The 19792-nt window shown below is 68.2% G+C and carries 14 protein-coding genes and 1 pseudogene; 2 read left to right on the forward strand and 13 right to left on the reverse strand.

From position 1 onward, the window contains the following. Nucleotides 1-353: 353 nt before the first annotated feature. From J5T34_RS23605 to zwf, 8 genes and pseudogenes are all read right to left on the reverse strand, one after another. Nucleotides 354-1148: an SDR family NAD(P)-dependent oxidoreductase gene (locus tag J5T34_RS23605; protein ID WP_208583321.1), complete on the reverse strand. Its 795-nt coding sequence runs from the start codon at nucleotides 1146-1148 to the stop codon at nucleotides 354-356. A 298-nt stretch (nucleotides 1149-1446) separates the two neighbouring features. Continuing rightward, nucleotides 1447-1710: pseudogene (locus J5T34_RS24015) on the reverse strand (BrnA antitoxin family protein); the annotation flags it as partial. Beyond that, nucleotides 1673-1963 (reverse strand): BrnT family toxin, encoded by a 291-nt coding sequence (locus J5T34_RS23615; RefSeq protein WP_208583323.1) that lies wholly within the window; start codon nucleotides 1961-1963, stop codon nucleotides 1673-1675. The pseudogene J5T34_RS24015 and the gene J5T34_RS23615, both read right to left, overlap by 38 nt. A gap of 258 nt (nucleotides 1964-2221) precedes the next feature. After that, complete coding sequence (locus tag J5T34_RS23620) at nucleotides 2222-3589, reverse strand: sensor histidine kinase (protein ID WP_208583324.1); 1368 nt, start codon at nucleotides 3587-3589, stop codon at nucleotides 2222-2224. Beyond that, nucleotides 3589-4323, reverse strand: coding sequence for a response regulator (locus J5T34_RS23625; protein ID WP_208583325.1), 735 nt, complete (start codon nucleotides 4321-4323; stop codon nucleotides 3589-3591). The genes J5T34_RS23620 and J5T34_RS23625 overlap by 1 nt, the downstream gene beginning before the upstream one ends. Before the next feature lie 37 nt (nucleotides 4324-4360). Then, nucleotides 4361-5335, reverse strand: a complete 975-nt coding sequence (gene glk / locus J5T34_RS23630) for a glucokinase (RefSeq protein WP_208583326.1) — start codon at nucleotides 5333-5335, stop codon at nucleotides 4361-4363. Nucleotides 5336-5399: 64 nt separating this feature from the next. Beyond that, the gene (gene pgl, locus J5T34_RS23635) at nucleotides 5400-6080 is read right to left on the reverse strand and encodes a 6-phosphogluconolactonase (protein ID WP_208583327.1); all 681 of its coding nucleotides are present in this window, start codon (nucleotides 6078-6080) and stop codon (nucleotides 5400-5402) included. Between the two features lie 57 nt (nucleotides 6081-6137). Continuing rightward, nucleotides 6138-7586, reverse strand: a complete 1449-nt coding sequence (zwf, locus tag J5T34_RS23640; RefSeq protein WP_208583328.1) for a glucose-6-phosphate dehydrogenase — start codon at nucleotides 7584-7586, stop codon at nucleotides 6138-6140. 214 nt (nucleotides 7587-7800) lie between these two features. On the opposite strand from zwf, the gene edd reads away from it, so the two are divergent. After that, nucleotides 7801-9624 carry a phosphogluconate dehydratase gene (edd, locus tag J5T34_RS23645; RefSeq protein WP_208583329.1) on the forward strand — a complete coding sequence of 608 codons (1824 nt, stop codon included), beginning with the start codon at nucleotides 7801-7803 and terminating at the stop codon, nucleotides 9622-9624. A gap of 66 nt (nucleotides 9625-9690) precedes the next feature. Here the strand turns inward: edd and J5T34_RS23650 are convergent, their stop codons facing one another. The 5 genes from J5T34_RS23650 to J5T34_RS23670 all read right to left on the reverse strand — a co-directional run bounded on the left by J5T34_RS23650 (nucleotide 9691) and on the right by J5T34_RS23670 (nucleotide 17224). Next, a complete protein-coding gene (locus J5T34_RS23650) occupies nucleotides 9691-10629 on the reverse strand; it encodes a mechanosensitive ion channel family protein (RefSeq protein ID WP_208583330.1) in 939 nt (312 codons plus the stop codon). A gap of 34 nt (nucleotides 10630-10663) precedes the next feature. Continuing rightward, complete coding sequence (locus J5T34_RS23655; protein ID WP_208583331.1) at nucleotides 10664-11878, reverse strand: osmoprotectant NAGGN system M42 family peptidase; 1215 nt, start codon at nucleotides 11876-11878, stop codon at nucleotides 10664-10666. 38 nt (nucleotides 11879-11916) lie between these two features. Further along, nucleotides 11917-13743, reverse strand: coding sequence for an N-acetylglutaminylglutamine synthetase (gene ngg, locus J5T34_RS23660; protein WP_244259210.1), 1827 nt, complete (start codon nucleotides 13741-13743; stop codon nucleotides 11917-11919). 134 nt (nucleotides 13744-13877) lie between these two features. Then, on the reverse strand, nucleotides 13878-15659 hold the full coding sequence (locus J5T34_RS23665; protein ID WP_208583332.1) for an N-acetylglutaminylglutamine amidotransferase: 1782 nt from the start codon (nucleotides 15657-15659) through the stop codon (nucleotides 13878-13880). Nucleotides 15660-15961: 302 nt separating this feature from the next. Further along, nucleotides 15962-17224 (reverse strand): MFS transporter, encoded by a 1263-nt coding sequence (locus J5T34_RS23670; RefSeq protein ID WP_208583333.1) that lies wholly within the window; start codon nucleotides 17222-17224, stop codon nucleotides 15962-15964. A 360-nt stretch (nucleotides 17225-17584) separates the two neighbouring features. Between J5T34_RS23670 and J5T34_RS23675 the strand changes: the two genes are divergently transcribed. Then, nucleotides 17585-19765 carry a TonB-dependent receptor family protein gene (locus J5T34_RS23675; protein ID WP_208583334.1) on the forward strand — a complete coding sequence of 727 codons (2181 nt, stop codon included), beginning with the start codon at nucleotides 17585-17587 and terminating at the stop codon, nucleotides 19763-19765. Nucleotides 19766-19792: the final 27 nt, after the last annotated feature.

Raw genomic sequence — 19792 nt, forward strand, 5'->3', positions numbered from 1 at the left:
CTGACACCGGCGCGGCATGGCATCGACATGCGCGCCGGTTTTTCGTTGCTCCGTTACCAGGACACGCGTGCGGGCGAAAGCGTACCCGTTTCTGCGTACGCCGCTCGCAAACCGTACCCGTTTCTGCGTGACCCTTTACGGGCCCTCGACGGGACGCCTGCTTGCGATGAATTCGGCGAAAAACCGCCCCGCCGGCAGGCAATGCGTGTCGACACCGTACCCGTTTCTGCGTCGCGCGATGCCGATGCATTCAGACGCGGGCGAGCGGAGCGTACCCGTTTCTGCGTGCGTGATGGGAGGCGGAACAAACCCGGTCGATGCCCCGTCATCGCGCCGTCACGCCATTGCCAGGCTCACGCGATGGTGTCGACCACGCCGCCATCGACACGCAACGCGGCGCCGGTGGTCGCCGATGCCTGCGGCGAACAGACGTAGACCACCATGTTGGCGACCTCCTCCACCGTGGCCGCGCGCTGGATGATCGAACTGGGCCGATGCGCCTTGACGAACGCGGCCGCCGCTTCCTCGATCGACAGCCCGGCCTTGTCGGCATCCTCGCGCAGCATCTCGCGCAGGCCGTCCGATAGCGTGGGTCCTGGCAATACCGCGTTGACGGTAACGCCGGTACCGCTCAGCCGTTTGGCGAGGCCGCGCGATACCGCCAGCTGGGCCGTCTTCGAGAAGCCGTAGTGAATCATGTCCTCCGGCGTGTTCAACGCCGACTCCGACGAGATGAACACCACGCGGCCCCAGCCGCTCGCCGCCATGGCCGCCGTATACGCCCGCGCCAGCCGCACGCCCGACATCACGTTGACATCGAAGATCCGGGTCCAGTCCTCGTCGCTCAGTTCGTAGAAGTCGCGTGGACCGTAGATGCCGGCGTTGTTGACCAGGATGTCCACCACCGGCTCCGCGGCCACGATGGCATCGCATCCCGCCGCGCTGCCGACATCGGCCGCGACACCGCGCACCGAGGCGCCCGGCACTTCGCGAACCACGTCCGCGATGGCGCCTTCGACGGTGTCCTGCTTGCGGCCGTTGACGATCACCGTGGCGCCGCTGCGCGCCAGGCCAATGGCGATGGCCAGGCCGATGCCGGCGGTCGAAGCGGTGACCAGGGCGGACTTGCCGGTGAGATCGATCTGCATGGTTACCTCGCTATGCGATTCAAAAATCAGTCAGGCAATGGTCCAGACTCGAAGCCTCCCACGCACGCAACGCCCTCCTTTTTCCATCTGCAGCGTTGATCTCTTCGCTGAGAAAGAAATCTCGCTCCAGTATTACGCCCTCAACTTCGCGTTTGATTGTGACGCGGTGATACTTGACTTTACGGAGCGGATCGTCCGGAAAAGCCTCGATGGGCCGATAGCTGAGCAAGGCCGTAAGGGTGTAGGGATTGTCCCGGACGGTCTGCCCGTCCAGCGGACCGCCAATGAACGTGATGTTGAGCGTCTGTGCCAGCGCGTCGTTCATTCTTGTCTGCCACCCGTCCCCACTTGCCTTGAACGCGTTGATGATCTCCGGCTCATAGCGCACAGTGACAAGCTTCTTCGGGGACTCTACGGGCGGCCGACCACGTCGCCCCAAGCGCTTCATCTTCTTGAAGTCCTCCGGTGGAACTTCATAGGTGTCCGGGTCCTCGGCGATCCCACGATTGATCGCGGCATCTTCCTCATCTGTCGGCATGATGAGCTTGGGTTTCTTCGACATAGCTCTTCACCTCTCTTTTGTTGGCCTTGCGCATGCTGATGATGTGCATGGCGTTGCCCCGCTGCGTGAAAACGACGCAATACAAGCGATGCGCAATCACGCCGAAGCCGACCTCTCGGACTTCACCGTAGTCCTGGCGGCTGTCCACGTAGGCCATCACCTCGGTCCAGTCCAGCAGCTTGGCCATTGACAGCGAGATGCCATGCTTCGCAAGGTTTGCGGCGTCCTTTCTGGAGTCGAATGTCGTCTCCATGGTTTATTGTAGTTACGGTTAATCCGCGCCGCAAGAAACAGCCTGTAGTGACATATAAAGGGGTCGCGTGGACTGCGCGGCGTGGAAGGGAAAAGGGTGCACGCGACGCGCGGATTGCAGCATGCGGGGCCCTTCGCTGCCATATACAAAAGCGCGCGCGCTTTCACATCAAGCCGCGATAAGAATTCGGGCCGTCGGGGAAGCGACGCAGAAATGGGTACGCTGTACCGCGTTGCCTAACGCGGCAGCACACCGGCCTCAGTCGCGGTGCGGGGTGCGGGCCTTAGGAAACACCACCCTCACCCGCAAACCAGGCTCGTTATCCTCCAGCGTCAACGTGGCGCGATGCACCTGGGCGATCTCGTCGACGATGGCCAGGCCCAGGCCGCTGCCGCCGCTGGGCGCATCGGGCAAGCGGTAGAAGCGATCGAGCACGCGGGCGCGCTGCTCGGGCGGAATGCCCGGGCCGTTGTCGGCGACGATCAGCGCGACCCGGTCCGCGTCCGAACGCTGCACGCGCACGTCGACCTTGCCGCCGGCGGGCACATAGCGCAGCGCGTTGTCGATCAGGTTGGTCAGCAGGATGCGCAGCGCATCGGGATCGCCGTGCACGGTCAGACCGGCGGCTTGCCCAGGCTCGCCCTCGGCCGCGTCCACGCCCAGGTCGATATTCCGGTCCAGCGCAGCCTGCGTCATCTCGCCGACCACCGTCGCGGCGAGCTCGCGCAAGGCGACGGGCTGATGGCCCGGGACGGCCGCGCCGGGCTCATGGCGCGCCAGCGTCAACAACTGCGTCACCAGATGCGTCAGCCGCTCCAGCCCTTCGCGCAGATTGCCGACCGCTTCGCGGCGCGCCGGTTCGCTGTCGGCGCGTTCGACCAGTTGCGCCTGCAGCTGCAGCGCGGTCAGCGGCGTGCGCAATGCGTGCGCGGCATCGGCGATAAACGCGCGCTGCGTGTCGATCGCGTCGGACAGCCGCGCGAGCAACAGGTTGAGCGCCTCGGTCAGCGGCGCGATCTCGGCCGGCATTTCGGCAACTGCCAGCGGCGACAGCGCATTGGCATCGCGCTTGCCGACCTGCCGCGCGATCTCGCGCACCGGCCGCAGGCCGCGTCCCACCGCGAGCCACACCATCCAGCCCAGCAGCGGCAGCAGCAACAGCAGCGGCGCGACCGTGCGCAGCGCCATCCGGGCCGCCACTTCGCGGCGCGCGCTCATCGGCTGCGCGATCTGCACCACCGCCGCCCCCAGTTGCACGCTGTAGATGCGGAATTCACCCTCGTCGGTACGCACATTGGAGAAGCCGAGCTCGGCGCGCGGCGGCAGCAACGGCCGCGAATGCGACAGATAGAGGCTGCGGCCGGTGCCATCCCAGATGTGGATCACCACGTCCTCGTCCGAGCGGAACAGATTGTCGGTGCCGGGCGGCAGCGGCGGCGACAGCGATGGCATCGCCGGGCCGCTGAACTGGCTCGGCAGCGCGAGCGCGACCTGGCGCATCTGGTAGTCGAACAGCGCGTTCGCCTCCTGCCTGGCCTGGCCGTAGATCAGTGCGGTGGCGGCCGCGATGCCGGCCAGCAGGCCGAGCGCCAGCCACCACAGCAGGGTCCGCTGGATCGATCGCATCACGGCGCTCCCTCGGCCGCGGTTTCATCCTTGCCCGCCTCGTCGAGCTTCGGACAGACATAGCCGACGCCACGGATATTGCGGATCAGACCCTGGCCGAATTTCTTGCGCAGCGCGTGGATATAGACCTCGACCGTATTGCTGCCGACCTCGTCGTCCCAGCCGTACAGCTTCTCCTGCAATTGCGGCACCGACCAGACCTTGCCGGGGCGTGCCACCAGCGCGGCCAGCAGCGCGTATTCGCGCGCCGACAGATGGACCGGCTCGCCGGCCAGCGTGACCTCGCGCGTGGCCGGGTTCAGCACGATGGCACCGTAGCGCACCAGCGGCTCGGCGCGGCCCTGCGCGCGCCGCGCCAGCGCGTGAATGCGCGCCACCAGTTCCTGCAGGTCGAAGGGCTTGACCAGATAGTCGTCGGCACCGGCGTTCAGGCCGGCCACGCGATCGGCAACCGCGTCGCGTGCGGTCAGGATCAGCACCGGCGTGGCGACGCCACGCGCCCGCATGCCGGCCAGCACGTCGAGGCCGGAGCGGCGCGGCAGGCCCAGATCGAGCAGCACCAGATCGTGCTGCCCTTCGGCCGCGCCGCCTGCGGCGACGCCCGGCGGTTGCGTGGCGGCCGACAGGCCGGACTCCCCGTCGCGTACCCAGTCCACGGCGAAGCCTTCCTGACGCAGCGCGAGCCGCACCGATTCGCCGATCATCGTGTCGTCTTCGATCAGCAGCACGCGCATCGCTTCGCTCCGTTGGTTCGCCAGCAGCGGCAGCGGCTCATCGCCGATCGACCGCTTCGGCCAGCGCGTGTGCCAGCCCCGGCAGCGCGGGGAACTGCGCGGTAATCACCTGCACCGGCACCGGCTCCAGGAACGCGCGCATGCGTCCCTTGTCGACGAAGCGCGCGTTGAAGCTCGATGCCGCCAGCGCGTCGACGAAGCGCGGCACGATGCCGCCGCCGATATAGACGCCGCCGCGTGCGCCGAGGATCAGCGTCACATCGGCCGCCACCGAACCGAGCAGGCCGCAGAACACCGCGAGCGCGCGCTGGCAGAGCGCGTCGCCGCGCTGCAGGGCGCCCTCGGTCACCTCCGCCGCGGTCAGCGGCACGCGCACGGGCGTACCCGTTTCTGCGGCCAGCGCGGCATGCGTATGCGACAGTCCCATGCCCGACAGCAGCCGTTCGGCCGAGACGCGGCCGTGCTCGCGATGCGCGGCATGCCAGGCGATCCACTCGTCGTCGGTGGCCGGCATCAGTTCGACATGCCCGCCCTCTCCGGCCAGCGCCACCGGCCCCGCACCGTGGCGGCCCGGGATCAGGCCGGACACGCCGAGGCCGGTGCCGGGACCGATCAGAGCCAGCGGCGTGCCGGCCGCGGGCGTGCCGGCACGCACCGGCGCCAGTTCTTCTGGCTGCAGATACGGCAAGGCCAGCGCGAGCGCGGTGAAATCGTTCAACGCCAGCAGCGTCTCCAGACCCAGCGCCTGGCGCACCGCCTCGATGGAGAACGCCCATGCGTGGTTGGTCAGCTTGACGCGATCGCCGGTGACCGGATTCGCCAGGCCGATCGCCGCATGGCGCGGCTGCGGACCGGACAGCTGCGACAGGTAGTGCCGCATCGCCGCTTCCAGGGACGGATAGTCGGCGACCTTCCGCGCGGTCACCGGTCCGATCGCATCGGGCGCGGTCTGCAAAGCGAAGCGGACATTGGTGCCGCCGACATCGGCGAGCAGGCGTGGGTAGGTAGTCATCGCGGGGCGGAAAACATCGGGCGTAATTCGGGCGGTCGTGGCAACGCGCGGAGCAGTGTCCAAGTCAGGCGGTGAACACATCGAAGCCATGACGGTGCCGGCTGGCGACCAGTCCCACCGGCAGCGCGGGCCCGGGCTCCTGCAGCGCGCGCTCGAACACTTCGGCCTTGGCCGCGCCTGCAAAGGCCAGGAAGACGCGCTCGGTCGCCAGCAAGGCGGTCAGGTTCAGCGTCACGCGCGCATGCGGCGCGCTGGCCGGGCGCGTCACGACATAGCAGGGCGTATCGCCGTTCAGCGCTTCGCCGAGCTCCGGCGCATCGGCGAAGAGCGACGCGGTATGGCCGTCCTCGCCCATGCCGAGCACGGCCACGTCCGGCTGAGCAAACGCGCCATTGAGGCGGACCACCGCCCGCGCGGGCTCGGACGCCTCGAGCGCATCGGCGATCAGCGGCACGAAGCTGGCCGCGGCCGCGGCATCGCGCAGCAGATGCTCCTGCACGAGCCGGGCGTTGCTGTCCTCGTGTCCAGGCGGCACGGCGCGCTCATCGACCAGCGTGATGCTCACCGCGTCCCAGCGCACCGGCCGATAGCGCAGCCGCTCGAACATCGGCACCGGCGAGCGCCCCCCGGAGACGGCAAGCACCGCGTGTCCGCGGTCCTGGATGGCGAGGTCGAGCGCGTGGCTGACGGAGCCGGCCAGCGCTTCGGCCTGGTCGAGCAGCGAGGGATGTTCGAAGCGGCGCATGGCGATTTCGGGATTCGGGGTTCGTTGGAACGCAGGGGATGACGTCAAGGCGGGGGGTCAAACCTCCTCGTGCCACAGCGCGTTGTCGCGCGACAGCAGCGCGGACGACGCCGCCGGCCCCCAGGTGCCCGCGGTATAGGGCTTGGGCGGCAGCGTGCTGTCGGCCCAGGTGTCGATGATCGGTTCGACCCAGCGCCATGCCTGCACCTGCTCGTCGCGGCGCACGAACAGCCCCAGCCGTCCGCGTATCACGTCGAGCAGCAGGCGTTCGTAGGCGCCGGCGCGGCGCACCTTGAACGAGTTGGCGAAGTCCAGATCGAGCGAGGTCGGCGTCAGCGCGACCGTGTCGCCGGGCTGCTTGACCAGGAAGTACAGCCGGATGCTTTCCTCGGGCTGCAGCCGGATCACCAGCCGGTTCTGCGGCGACAGCGTCAGCGGGCGCGGAAAGATCGCATGGGGCACGTCGCGGAAATGGATCACGATCTCGGCCACGCGCGACTGCATCCGCTTGCCGGTGCGCAGATAGAACGGCACGCCAGCCCAGCGCCAGTTGGCGATCTCGGCCTTGATCGCGACAAACGTCTCGGTGCGGCTGTCCGGCGCGATGCCTTCTTCCTCGAGATAGCCGGGCACCGGCTTGCCGGCGATCGCGCCGGCGCGATACTGGCCGCGCACCGTCTTCTCGGCGACCTCCTGCGGCGAGATCGGCTTGAGCGCCTTCAGGATCTTGATCTTCTCGTCGCGCACCGCGTCTTCGGTCAGGCTGGTGGGCGGCTCCATCGCGACCATGCACAGCAGCTGCAGCAGGTGGTTCTGCACCATGTCGCGCAGCGCGCCGGTCTGGTCGTAGAAGTCGCCGCGGCCCTCGACGCCGAGCTCCTCGGCGATCGTGATCTGCACGTCCTGCACCCACTCGCGGCGCCACAGCGGCTCGAACAACGCGTTGCCGAAGCGGATCGCCATCAGGTTCTGCACCGACTCCTTGCCCAGGTAATGGTCGATCCGGTAGATCTGCTCCTCGGCGAAGTAGCGGGCCACCGCGGCGTTGATCGCCTCGTTCGAATCCAGATCGTGGCCCAGCGGTTTTTCCAGGACCACGCGCACGTTGGGATGGTTCAGGCCGGTGCGGCCGAACTGCTCGCAGATCGGCACGAACAGATGCGGTGCGGTGGCCAGGTAGCAGACCACGACCTCGGGCTGGCGGGACAGCACCTTGCGCGCCAGCGCATCGAAATGTTCCGGCTGCCGCGCGTCGGCCTGCACGTAGCACAGCCGCTGCACGAAGCTGGCCCAGTCGCCGGGCGGCGCGTGTTCGAGGCCGGGCCGCATGCCCTGCTCGAGCGTGGCGACGTACTCCTCGGTGGTGGAAGGATGGCTGCCCGTGGCCAGAATGCGCGCCGCGGGATGCAACAATCCGGCGCGATGCGCGTCGAACAAGGCCGGCAGCAGTTTGCGCCTGGCCAGGTCACCGGTGCCGCCAACCAGCACCATGTCGAAATCGGGCATGCTCACCCTGACCTCCTTGTCGCTTGATAGAGACCCCGTAGCGCGGCCGATGCGGCCAGTTTACGTGAGTCGCGGGCGCATTGCGAGCCACGCGGCAGCCAGCGCGGGGACCCCCCGGCGCGGCGGGCATGCTCCATGCAAGCCCCGATGACATGCGCTAGGCTGAACGGCAACGTCCCCCGCGACATTGAAGAATTCCGCTGGAGAGAGCCCCATGTCCCATCCCGTACTCGAACAAGTGACGGCCCGCATCGTGGCCCGCAGCGCGCCGACGCGTCAGGCCTACCTGTCCCGCACGCAGGCCATGGCCGGCAGCAAGGTGCAACGCGCGCAGTTGTCCTGCACGAACCTTGCCCACGGCTTTGCCTCGATGCCGGAGCCCGCCAAGATCCGCCTGAAGGCCGAGGAACGGCCCAATCTGGCGATCGTGTCTTCGTACAACGACATGCTTTCGGCGCACCAACCGCTCGGAGAGTTCCCCGCCTGGCTCAAGGAGACCGCGCTGGAGGCTGGCGGCACCGCGCAGTTCGCCGGCGGCGTGCCGGCGATGTGCGACGGCGTGACGCAGGGTCAGGACGGCATGGAACTGTCGCTGTTCTCGCGCGACGTGATCGCACAGGCCACCGCGGTCGCGCTGTCGCACCAGATGTTCGATGCCGCGCTGTACCTGGGCATCTGCGACAAGATCGTGCCCGGGCTGGTGATGGGCGCGCTGTCGTTCGGCCATCTGCCGGCGGTGTTCGTGCCGGGCGGGCCGATGCCGACCGGCATCCCCAACGAGGAGAAGGCGCGCATCCGCCAGCTGTATGCGCAGGGCAAGATCGGGCGGGAGGAGCTGCTGGAAGCCGAGAGCAAGTCCTACCATTCGCCGGGCACCTGCACCTTCTACGGCACTGCCAATTCGAACCAGATGCTGATGGAGATCATGGGCCTGCATCTGCCCGGCACCGCCTTCATCAACCCGCACACGCCGCTGCGCGAGGCGCTGACGCGCGAGGCCGCGCGCCAGGCGCTGCGGATGGTCCACGGGGGAGAGCGCTACACGCCGATCGCGCAGGTATTGGACGAACGCGCCTTCGTCAACGGCATCGTCGGCCTGCTGGCGACCGGCGGCTCGACCAACCACACGCTGCATCTGATCGCGATGGCGCGCGTGGCCGGCATCATGCTGACCTGGGACGATTTCGACGAGCTGTCGGCGGTGGTGCCGCTGCTGGCGCGGGTCTATCCGAACGGCCAGGCCGACGTCAACGGCTTCCAGGCCGCGGGCGGCCTGGCGCTGGTGATCCGCGGCCTGCTCGCGCGCGGCCTGCTGCATGACGATGTCACCACCATCGTCGGCCAGGGCCTGCAGGACTACACGCGCGAGCCGGCGCTGCGCGAGGGCAAGCTGGTCTGGATCGATGGGCCGACCGAATCGCTGGACGCCTCGGTGGTGCGCGGCGCCGGCGAGCCGTTCGCGCCGGACGGCGGCATCAAGGTGCTGGACGGCAATCTGGGACGCGCGGTGATCAAGACCTCGGCGGTCAAGGCCGAGCATCAGGTGGTGCAGGCACCGGCGCGCGTGTTCCATCATCAGGACGACATGCTGGCCGCCTTCAAGCGCGGCGAGCTCGAACGCGATTTCGTCGCCGTGCTGCCATTCCAGGGCCCGGCCGCCTGCGGCATGCCGGAGCTGCACAAGCTGACGCCGACGCTGACGGTGCTGCAGGACCGCGGCTTTCACGTGGCGCTGGTCACCGACGGCCGCATGTCGGGCGCCTCGGGCAAGGTGCCGGCCGCGATCCACGTCTGCCCGGAGGCGCTGAAGGGCGGGGCCATCGGCAAGGTTCGCGACGGCGACATGATCCGCGTCGACGCGCCGGCCGGCATCCTGACCGCACTGGTGCCGCAGGCCGAATGGCAGGCCCGCACGATCGATGTGCCCGACCTGAGCCGCAATCGGCATGGCGTCGGCCGGGACCTGTTCGGCAATTTCCGCCGCAACGTCAGCACGGCCGAGGAAGGGGCCTGCACGCTGTTCGCACAGGAAGAATGACAAAACCGTCGTTCCCGCTTTCGCGGGAACGACAGGCCCCGGGGCTCGCGATCCGATGCTTTCCCGCTAGGCGCGCCGCGGCGTGCCGATAGCCGAGGGCGGCGACGCATGCGCCGAGGCATGCGGCGAGGCATGCGGCGTATGGTTCAGCACCACCGCGCCCTGCTCGCCATTGCCGGGCACGCGCAGCTCCTGCACCGGCACCGCGATATCGATGCCCACCGCCTGCAGCTCGCGCTTGATGCGCTCGTAGAAGGCAAAGCGCAGATTCCAGTAGTCGTCGTTCGACGTCCAGCACCGCACGTTCAGCGTCACGCCCTCGCTGGTGAAGTTGACGACCATTGCCTCGGCCGCCGGCACCTCGTGCACGCGCTTGTCGTCGGCCAGCATATGGCGCAGCACGCGCAGCGCGGTCTGCACGTCGGCGCCGAACGGCACCGTGACCTCGATATCGAGCCGGCGCGTCGGATTTTCGCTGTAGTTGGTGATCGCGCTGCCCCAGATCTTGTTGTTCGGCACGCGCAGGCAGACACCGTCGAAGGTGGTCAGCTCGGTCATGAACAGCCCGGTCTCGCGCACGGTGCCCGCGATGCCCTGGGCGTCGATGTACTGGCCGACGCGGAACGGGCGCAGCAGCACCAGCATGATGCCGGCGGCGATATTCTGCAGCGTGCCCTGCAGCGCGAGCCCGATCGCCAGGCCCGCGGCACCGAGCATCGCGATGATGCTCGCGGTCTGCACGCCGAACTGCGACAGCACCAGGACCACGGTAACGACGCGCACCACCCACTGCGTGACGCTGCCAAGCATCGGCCGCAGCGTCGCGTCGACATGGGGGCGGTCGAAGGCGTGCAGCACCGCGTTGCGGGCGCGCGCGCTGAGCCACCAGCCCACCAGCAGGATGGCAAGGGCGGCCAGCACATTGAGGCCCTGGTGCACCGCCAATTGCAGCAGATAGGCCCAGGTGGCCTGCAGCTTGTCGGCGTCGAGGAAATTCAGATCCATGGCGTCGGCTCCGGAGAAGATGGCATCGCGGGCATCAGGAAGAACTGTCGGACGAATTGTCGCGGCGCGTATGCACCAGTTCCCCGGCATCGGGCAACGGCGTCTCGCTGCGCGTCAGCTGGCGCGGATCGAGCTGATGGGAGAAGCCGGCCACCGAGCCCATGCGGCGCTGGCGGTCCTCCGGCAACGTCGGCCCGCTCTGGATATAGACGGTCAGCAGTTCGGCCAGATGCACCAGCACGTCCAGATGCGTCCGCTCGTAGCCATGCGAGGCATCGGCGCCGAAGCACAGCAGCGCGGTACGGACGTCGTGGCCGGCGCTGACGGCGGCACCGGCATCCGAATGGTAGAAGCGGAACACGTCGCGATGGCTGGGAATGCCATGCTCGTCGCACAGCCGCAGCAGGCGCCGCGTCAGGTGATAGTCGTGCGGACCGGCCGAGTCCATCAGCGGAATCGTCACGCCTTCCTCGCGCGCGCCCTGCCCCGGCGCGACCGGGCCAATATCGATGCCGATCACCTCGCTGACGTCGTCCTCGATCACCGCGGTGGCGCCCGAGCCGACCTCCTCGGTCAGCGTGAACACCGCATGGCAGTCCATCGGCACCGAGGCGCCGCTCTCGCGCACCGCCTTCAGCGCGGCGAGCACGGCGGCGACGCCGGCCTTGTTGTCCAGATGTCGCGAGACGACATAGCCGTTGTCGAGAATTTCCGGATTGGCGTCGAAGGCCACGAAGTCGCCGACCTGGATGCCGAGCGCACGCAGCTGCTCCGGCGTCGAGGCCGGTTCGTCGAGCCGCAGTTCGAGCTGATCCCAATTGACCGGCTGGGTGTCGACCGCCTCGTTGTAGACGTGACCCGAGGCCAGCAGCGGCAGCACCGAGCCGCGATGCCGGCCGTGTTCGGTAAACAGCGTCACGCGGCCGCCTTCGGCCAAGCGGCTGGACCAGGTGCCGATCGGCGCCAGCGCGAGCCGCCCGTTGGGCTTGATCTCGCGCACCATGGCGCCCAGCGTGTCCAGGTGCGCGACGATCGCGCAATCGGGCCCCATGCCGCTGTTGGCGCTGTTGCCGCGCAGCGTCGCGCGAATGGTGCCGCGCCGGGTCAGCTGATAGGGAATGTCGAGACCGTCGAGCACGCGGGCGGTGTAGTGCACGATCTCGTCGGTCAAACCCGCCGGGCTGGGAATGGACAGCAGCTCGAGCAGCGCGGTCTTCAGGTACAGCCGGTCGATCTTCAGTTTCTGCATGGATGTCGATGCGTGGCGCCGCACGCTCAAGGCGCGGCTCACGAAGTAAAGGGAAACAACAGATCGACGAAGCGCTCGGCAGTCGGCTGGGGCTCGTGATTGGCCAGGCCGGGCCGCTCGTTCGCTTCGATGATCACGTACTCCGGCTGGTCCGCGGCCGGCACCAGGAAGTCCAGGCCGACCACCGGGATGCGCAGCGCGCGCGCCGCGGTCTGCGCGGCCTCGCGCAGCACCGGATGCAGCTGGCCGGTGACGTCGTGCAGCGTGCCGCCGGTATGCAGGTTGGCGGTCTTGCGCACCGGCACGCGCTGGCCGGCAGCCGGCACCGATTGCAGCGTCAGGCCCTGCGCCGCCAGACAGCGTTCGGTCTCCGCGTCGAGCGGAATGCGGCTCTCGCCGCCGGTAGCCGCGCTGCGGCGCGCGCTGTGGCGCTCGATCAGCGTCTTCAGGTCGGCCTGCCCGTCGCCAACCACCTCGGCCGGCTTGCGGATCGCCGCGGCGACGACCTCGTAGCCGATCACCACGATGCGCAGGTCCTGGCCCGGGCAGAACGATTCGAGCAGCACGGTGCCGCCCTCCTGGTGCGCGGTCTCGATGGCGCTGCGCAGGTGTTCCTCGGTGCGGACGTCCACGCTGATGCCGCGGCCCTGCTCCCCGAAGGCTGGCTTGACCACCACCGATCCGTGCTCGGCGAGGAAGGCAAGATTCTCGGCGTCGGTCGCGGCCTGGCGCTGCGCCGGCACCTTCAGCCCAACCTGCTCCAGCCGCTTGCGCGTCAGCGCCTTGTCCTGGCACCAGGTCATCGCCACCGCGCCGGTCAGCTCGGACAGCGACTCGCGGCACAGAATCTCGCGGCCGCCGTAGCGCAGGCTGAAGATACCGGCGTCCGCATCGATGATCTCGACGCCGATGCCGCGCCGGCGTGCTTCCTTGACGATCAGCGCGGCATACGGATTGAGGTTGTCGCACTCGCTGGAGCCGGCGAACAAGGGCTCGTTGATGGCGTTCTTGTGCTTGACGACGAAGCCGTCGATCTGCACGAAGCCGAGCTTGTGGTACAGGCCGATCGCATGCTGGTTGTCGTGCAGCACCGACAGATCGAGGTGCTTGCGCCCGCGCGAGGCGAACAGCGCGATCAGTTCGCGCACCAACGCCTGGCCGACGCCGGCCAGATGCGTCTGCGGGTCGACCACCAGGCACCACAGGCTGCTGCCGCCGCGCTCATCGCCGAAGGCCAGCAGATGGTCGACGCCCATCGCCGAGCCGATGATGTCGCCAGTGGACTCGTCCTCGGCGATCAGATAGATCACCGCGTCATGATCGCGCTGGCGCCAGACAGTGGCGGGATCGAGCGGCACCATGTGGCGCGACGAATAGAGCCGGTTGATCGCGGCAATATCGGCGCGGGTCGACAGGCGGCGGATCGTCACGCCCGCCGCGCCGGTGGCGGCCGCCGCAGCATCGCCGTCTTCGAGCGTGCGGCGGAACAGCAGCGACGGGTCCAGAAACAGCGTCTGCGGCGCCTCGGCCAGCAGCAGCTGCGGCGCTTCCACATAGAGCGCGATATCGCGCCGGCCCGGCGCTTCCTGCTGCAGTTCGGCGGCCAGCCGCGCCGGCGATTCGAACGACGGCGCAAACATCAGGCGGCCCCAGCCGCAGTCGAGCACCGCGTTCGGGCGCGCGGACACCGGCGCCGGCGCGGGGCTCGGCTGCATCGCGGGATCCGGCTGCGCGGGCGCGCCGCCGGCATCGTGCATCACGGCGCGGGGCGTCTGGCCTTCGCCCTCGACGGGCGCACCGAGATGGAGGGAATCGGCCAGCAGCGACGGCTTGGCCGGACGGATTTCCGCATTGACGGTCGACATTCGATCTTTCTCCTCGTTGTTGTCCGCGTTCTGGCTCCTGTCGTTGCCAACAAGGGACTGCGGCCGCGCGCGGCGGCCGTTGGCTTCATCGTCGGGCTCGGGGCCTGCGGGTCGATCGCCAGTCATGGCCGGCCTCACAGGCCATGCGTCTGCAGCCACGCCTCGAGCAGCGCGACCTGCCACAGCTTCGAACCCTTGAGCGGGGTGATGTGGGCATCCGGTTCGGCCAGCATCGACTCGACCACGCCCGGCCGGTACAGGCCGCGCTGGCGCGCCGCATCGCTGTCGACCAGGCCGCGCACGTAGTCGAGGAACGGGCCGCGCAGATACTTCAGCGCCGGCACCGGGAAATAGCCCTTCGGACGGTCGATCACTTCGGCGGGGATCACCTGGCGCGCGGCCTCCTTCAGCACGTGCTTGCCGCCGGCGGCGATCTTGTGGCGCGCCGGCATGCGCGCGGCCAGCTCCACCAGCCGGTGATCGAGGAAGGGCACTCGCGCCTCCAGCGCATGCGCCATCGTCATGTTGTCGACGCGCTTGACCGGGTCCTCGACCAGCATCACCGTGGTGTCGAGCCGCAGCGCGCGGTCGATCGCGTTGTCGGCGCCCGGCATGGCGAAATGCGCCGCCAGGAAGCGGCCGCTCGGATCGTCGGCCAGCCATTGCGGCGACAGCAGCTCCGCCATCTCCGACTGCGTACGGTCGAAGAACACCTTGCGATAGGCCGCGACGCCGCCGTCCGCATCGGTATTGGCGGCCAGCGGCGGATACCAGTGGTAGCCGCCGAACACCTCGTCGGCCCCCTGCCCGCTCTGCACCACGCGGCTATGGCGCGCGACCGCGGCCGACAGCAGATAGAAGGCCACGCAGTCGTGGCTGACCATCGGCTCGCTCATCGCACGGATCGCGTCGGGCAGCGCGGCCAGCAGATCGGCCGCCGGGATCATCATCTTCTCGTGGCGCGTGCCGAAATGCCGCGCCACCAGATCGGAATAGTGGAACTCGTCGCCGGCCTCGCCGCCGGCCGCCTCGAAGCCGATCGCATAGGTGCGCAGGTCGGGCGTACCCGTTTCTGCGAGCAGGCCGGTGATCAGGCTGGAGTCGACCCCACCGGACAGCAGCACGCCGACGGGCACATCGGCGACGGTGCGCAGGCGCACCGCATCGCGCAGCGCGGCCAGCGTCATGTCGCGCCATTCCTCGAAGGAGCGCGCCTCGTCGGCGGCGTCGTGCAAGAAGTCGAGCCGCCACCAGGTGCGCGTTTCGGTGCGGCCATCGGCGTGCACCGTCATGTGCGTGGCCGGCGGCAGCTTGCGCACGCCCTGCACGATCGTATGCGGGGCCGGCACCACCGCGTGCAGCGTCAGATAGTGATGCAGCGCGATCGGGTCGAGCGAGGTATCGATGTCGCCGCCGGCGAGCAGCGCCGGCAGCGTCGAGGCGAAGCGCAGGCGCTGCGCGTCCTGGCTGTAGTACAGCGGCTTGATGCCGAGGCGGTCGCGCACCAGATGCGTGATGCCGGTATCGCGTTCCCACAGCGCGAACGCGAACATGCCGGCCAGGCGATCCAGCGCCGCCGGGCCCCAGGCATGCCACGCCTTGATGATGACCTCGGTGTCGCCGGTCGACGAGAACGTGTAGCCGCGCGCGCTCAGTTCCTCGCGCAGCGCATGGTGGTTGTAGACGGCGCCGTTGAAGACGATGCCCATCCCCAGCGCGTTGTCGATGAAAGGCTGGTGCGCGCGTTCGGACAGATCCATGATCCGCAGCCGGCGATGCCCGAAGGCGCGCCGGCCCAGACCGAACAGCCCTTCGCCGTCAGGGCCACGCGCGGCCTGCACGCGCGCCATGTCCGCCACGGCGTGAAGGTCGGCCATGTGTTGATCGAAACGTAACTCTCCTGCGATACCGCACATCGATGGTCTGCTCCCTTGCCCGCAGGCGTGCGGGACTCCCATGCTTATCGCACGCGGCGATGCCGGGGTCTGCCCGCGCCCATCCGACGCAATGTCGGACTTCGCCTACAGATAATCGAAATTGACAATATTTTCGGGACAGATCGATGGAGAAATGGTTTCAGTGAATATTTGCCCGGCGGCGGGGCGAACGGGCGCGAGCCCTTGCGGGACAAGGGCTGCAGCGGATTGAAAAAATTTCGGAAGGAGTGCCGCGAGCGTCGCTTTTATTGACGTGACGGCACGCAGAAACGGGTACGGCTTCAGGTGCCGCCGGCGCTGTCGTGAAGCCGATTGCGGTTCGCCAGGTCCGGGAAGAGGCGCATCCACACCGCCACCACCACCAGCGTGCCGATGCCGCCCAGCAGCACCGCGCCGACCGGACCCAGCCAGGCCGCCGTCACGCCGGATTCGAATTCGCCGAGCTGGTTCGACGCGCCGATAAAGACCGAGTTGACCGCACCGACGCGGCCGCGCATGTCGTCCGGCGTATCGAGCTGGACCAGCGTCGAGCGCACCACCACGCTGATCATGTCCGAGGCGCCCAGCACCACCAGTGCCAGCATCGACAACGGCAGGAAGGTCGACAGCCCGAAGCAGATCGTCGCCAGGCCGAACAGCGCGACCGCGCCGAACATCACCCGGCCCACCTTGCGCTCGAGCGGATGGCGGGCCAGCCAGATCGCCGTGGCCAGCGCGCCGATGGCCGGCGAGGAGCGCAGCAGGCCCAGGCCCCACGGACCGGTATGCAGGATGTCGCGCGCATAGATCGGCAGCAGCGCGGTGGCGCCGCCCAGCAGCACGGCGAACAGATCGAGCGAGATGGCGCCGAGCAGCACCGGCCGGCTGCGGATATAGGCAAACCCGGCAAACAGCGTGCTGACGCTGATCGGCGCCGTCAGCCGCTGCGGCCGCTGGCGCAACCGCAGCAGCGTGATCAGCGTGGCGGCGGCCAGGAACAGCAGCGCGCCGATCGCGTAGACGACGCCCGGGCCGGCCACGTAGGCAAAGCCGCCAAGCGCGGGGCCGACGATGATCGCCGTCTGCGTCGCCGAGCTCGACAGCGCCACCGCGCGCGGCAGCTGGCGCGGCGTCACCACGCTGGGCAGCAGCGCCTGCAGCGTGGGAGTCTCGAAGGCGCGCGTCGCGCCGAGCAGCGCGACGAAGATGAAGATGTGCTCGTGGCGGACCCAGCCGGCCAGACTGGCCGCCGCCATGCCCAGCGCAATGGCCGCCTCGGTCAACTGGCAGATCCGCACGATCTGGCGGCGGTCGAAGCGGTCGGCGACATGGCCCGACATCAGCAGCAGCACCACCGACGGCAGGAACTGCACGAGGCCGACCAGCCCCAGCATCAGCGCATCGCCGGTCAGGTCGTACATCTGCCAACCCACCGCCACGGTCAGAATCTGGTATCCGATCGTCGTACAGAGACGAGCACACCAGAACATGCGGAAACCGGGGTCGCGAAAGACCGAATCCGGATCGGAAGCGGCCGGGGCGGTGCGGGCAGGGGTGGAAGGCATGGCGGGAGAGAGAAGCGGCGCCGCCCTTGTGCGTTGGCGGCTGCCGGAACGGCGTGAAGCCGGGCGGCACGTGCAAGTGGCTTGCGCGGCGCCGGCAAGCCGCAATTCTAGCGGAGCGGCGTCAGGCGCGCTGGACGTTACATGATTCCCTGCCGCCAGCGCGGTGTTGGGCTTATGCAACGTCGACCATAACGGCGTGGCAGCTTTCCGGCTCTGAGAATGCTTCGCATTTATAATTCGCCGCTTCTCGGGTGACGCCGACGCCGTGATGCCGGTTCCACCCGGTTGCCGTCATCGCGCCGCAGCGCCACCTCGACGCCGCATTCCAGCTCCGCCTTCCGCCTTCTTCAGGATCCGATCTTGCAAGCCGCCTTCCGCCTGACCGCCGCTGCCGCCGGCGTCGCACTGCTGTGCCTGTCGTCCCCGGCCCGTTCGGCCGAGCCCGTGGTGACCGCCCAGGCTGCCGCACCAGCGCCGGCGCAGACCGCAGCACTGGCCACGGAGGCCGACAAGACGCTGAGCACCGTCACCGTGGTCGGCAACTGGCTGGACCAGCCGAACGAGACCAAGGTGCTGGAGCATCCGGGCGCGCGCTCGATCGCCGACCGCCGGACCATCGAGGAAAGCGGCGCCACCAATGTGCGCGAGGTGCTGCGCCGGATGCCAGGCGTGCAGGTGCAGGACAGCAACGGCACCGGCGGCAGCGATATCTCGCTGAACGTCGGCGTGCGCGGCCTGGCCTCGCGCCTGTCGCCGCGCTCGACCGTGCTGCTCGACGGCATTCCGCTGGCGGTGGCGCCCTACGGCCAGCCGCAGCTGTCGATGGCCCCGCTGTCGATGGGCAATATCGACACCATCGACGTGGTGCGCGGCGCCGGCTCGGTGCGCTATGGCCCGCAGAACGTCGGCGGCATCATCAACTTCGTGACCCGGCCGATTCCGCAGACCTTCGCCGCGCAGGCGTCGGTAGAAACCGAGATCGCAACCCACGGCGGCAATGTGAAGACGATGCCGAGCGTCTTCATCGGCGGCACCAATGACAACGGGCTCGGCGGCGCGCTGATGTATTCGGGCGTGCATGGCGACGGCTATCGCCGCAGCAATGACCGCGTCGATATCGACGACCTGATGCTCAAGGGGTCGTACCGGATCTCCAGCACGGACCAGATCACCGCCAGCTACCACTATTACGAGGCGCTGGCCGACATGCCGGGCGGCCTGACAGCGGAACAATACGCGGTCGATCCGTTCCAGTCGGTGCGGCCCTACGACACCTTTGCCGGCCGCCGCAACGACGTCTCACTGAAGTACTCGCACCAGGACAACAACCGCAAGTTCGAGGTGCTGACGTACTACACCGACAGCTTCCGCGGCAGCCAGATCGAGAGCCCGAACGGGAATCAACGTCGCTTTGGCTCATTCCCGCGCCACTATCACACCTTCGCCGTCGAGCCACGGTATTCGCAACTGTTCCGGGGCGCCAACATCAGCCATGAGGTGAGCGTCGGTTACCGCTACCTGCGCGAGTCGAGCGACGAGCAGGCTTTCCGCACGGCTTCCTATACACCTGGCTCGGTCGATCCGACTACGATCGCCTCGCCGATGTACCAATGGCGCAGCGGCGGCACCACGGCGAACGCGGTCTATATCGACGACACCATCAACGTCGGCAACTGGACCATCACGCCGGGCCTGCGCTATGAAATGATCCGCTCCAACGTGACGGACCATTTCACGCAGCGGCGCACCGACATCAAATCGGACGAGCCGCTGCCTTCGCTCGCGGTGATGTACCACGTCAGCGACAACTGGAAGCTGTTCGGCAATGCCGGCGTCTCGTTCGGCCCGCTGCAGTACTTCCAGATCGCGCAGACCACCAACGGTCTGGCGCCGGAAAAGGCCAAGACCTACGAGCTCGGGACGCACTTCAACGCCAACGGCTGGGGCGGCGAGCTGACGCTGTTCAACATCGACTTCGACGACGAGCTGCAGCTGCGCGGCGGCACGATGGGCAGCCCGGACGCGTGGACCAATCTCGGCGCGACGCGCCACCGCGGCATCGAGAGCTCGCTGCGCTACGACTTCGGCACGCTGTCGAAGACGCTGGCCGGCCTGTCGGCGTATGCCGGGTACACCTTTACCGAAGCGACTTACAACCTCGGCACCTTCGCCGGGCGCGATCTGCCGTTCTATTCGCGCCATGTGGCGACCGCCGGCGTGCGCTATAGCCGCAATCGGTGGACGCTGAATGTCGATGGCTTCGCGCAGTCCCGCCAGCATTCGCCGGGCGATCCCAGCGGGACCGTCCCATATCGGACCGCCGAGAGCCCTGATGGACAACATGGCGACATCCCCGGCTACGCGCTGGTGCACATGCGCCTGGGCTACGACTTCGGCAAGTCGATGTCGAACCTGAAGGTGGCGGTGGGCGTCAAGAACCTGTTCGATCGCCGCTATTTCACGCGCTCGACCGACAACAACCTCGGCAAGTACGTCGGCATGCCGCGCACGTTCTACGTGCAGGCGACGCTGGCGTTCTGAGCGGGGTTTGAAGCGGGGTTTGAAGCG

It is taken from the genome of Cupriavidus gilardii (assembly GCF_017598945.1).
GTDB classification, from domain to species: domain Bacteria; phylum Pseudomonadota; class Gammaproteobacteria; order Burkholderiales; family Burkholderiaceae; genus Cupriavidus; species Cupriavidus gilardii_E.

Excerpts from the sequence above, each read along its gene's own strand:
- J5T34_RS23650 (WP_208583330.1), bottom strand. The coding sequence starts at position 10,629 with ATGGATCTGAATTTCCTCGACGCCGACAAGCTGCAGGCCACCTGGGCC.
- pgl (WP_208583327.1), bottom strand. The coding sequence starts at position 6,080 with ATGCGCCGCTTCGAACATCCCTCGCTGCTCGACCAGGCCGAAGCGCTG.
- edd (WP_208583329.1), top strand. The coding sequence starts at position 7,801 with ATGTCCCATCCCGTACTCGAACAAGTGACGGCCCGCATCGTGGCCCGC.
- J5T34_RS23625 (WP_208583325.1), bottom strand. The coding sequence starts at position 4,323 with ATGCGCGTGCTGCTGATCGAAGACGACACGATGATCGGCGAATCGGTG.
- glk (WP_208583326.1), bottom strand. The coding sequence starts at position 5,335 with ATGACTACCTACCCACGCCTGCTCGCCGATGTCGGCGGCACCAATGTC.
- J5T34_RS23620 (WP_208583324.1), bottom strand. The coding sequence starts at position 3,589 with ATGCGATCGATCCAGCGGACCCTGCTGTGGTGGCTGGCGCTCGGCCTG.
- J5T34_RS23670 (WP_208583333.1), bottom strand. The coding sequence starts at position 17,224 with ATGCCTTCCACCCCTGCCCGCACCGCCCCGGCCGCTTCCGATCCGGAT.
- J5T34_RS23655 (WP_208583331.1), bottom strand. The coding sequence starts at position 11,878 with ATGCAGAAACTGAAGATCGACCGGCTGTACCTGAAGACCGCGCTGCTC.
- J5T34_RS23665 (WP_208583332.1), bottom strand. The coding sequence starts at position 15,659 with ATGTGCGGTATCGCAGGAGAGTTACGTTTCGATCAACACATGGCCGAC.
- J5T34_RS23615 (WP_208583323.1), bottom strand. The coding sequence starts at position 1,963 with ATGGAGACGACATTCGACTCCAGAAAGGACGCCGCAAACCTTGCGAAG.
- J5T34_RS23605 (WP_208583321.1), bottom strand. The coding sequence starts at position 1,148 with ATGCAGATCGATCTCACCGGCAAGTCCGCCCTGGTCACCGCTTCGACC.
- ngg (WP_244259210.1), bottom strand. The coding sequence starts at position 13,743 with ATGTCGACCGTCAATGCGGAAATCCGTCCGGCCAAGCCGTCGCTGCTG.
- zwf (WP_208583328.1), bottom strand. The coding sequence starts at position 7,586 with ATGCCCGATTTCGACATGGTGCTGGTTGGCGGCACCGGTGACCTGGCC.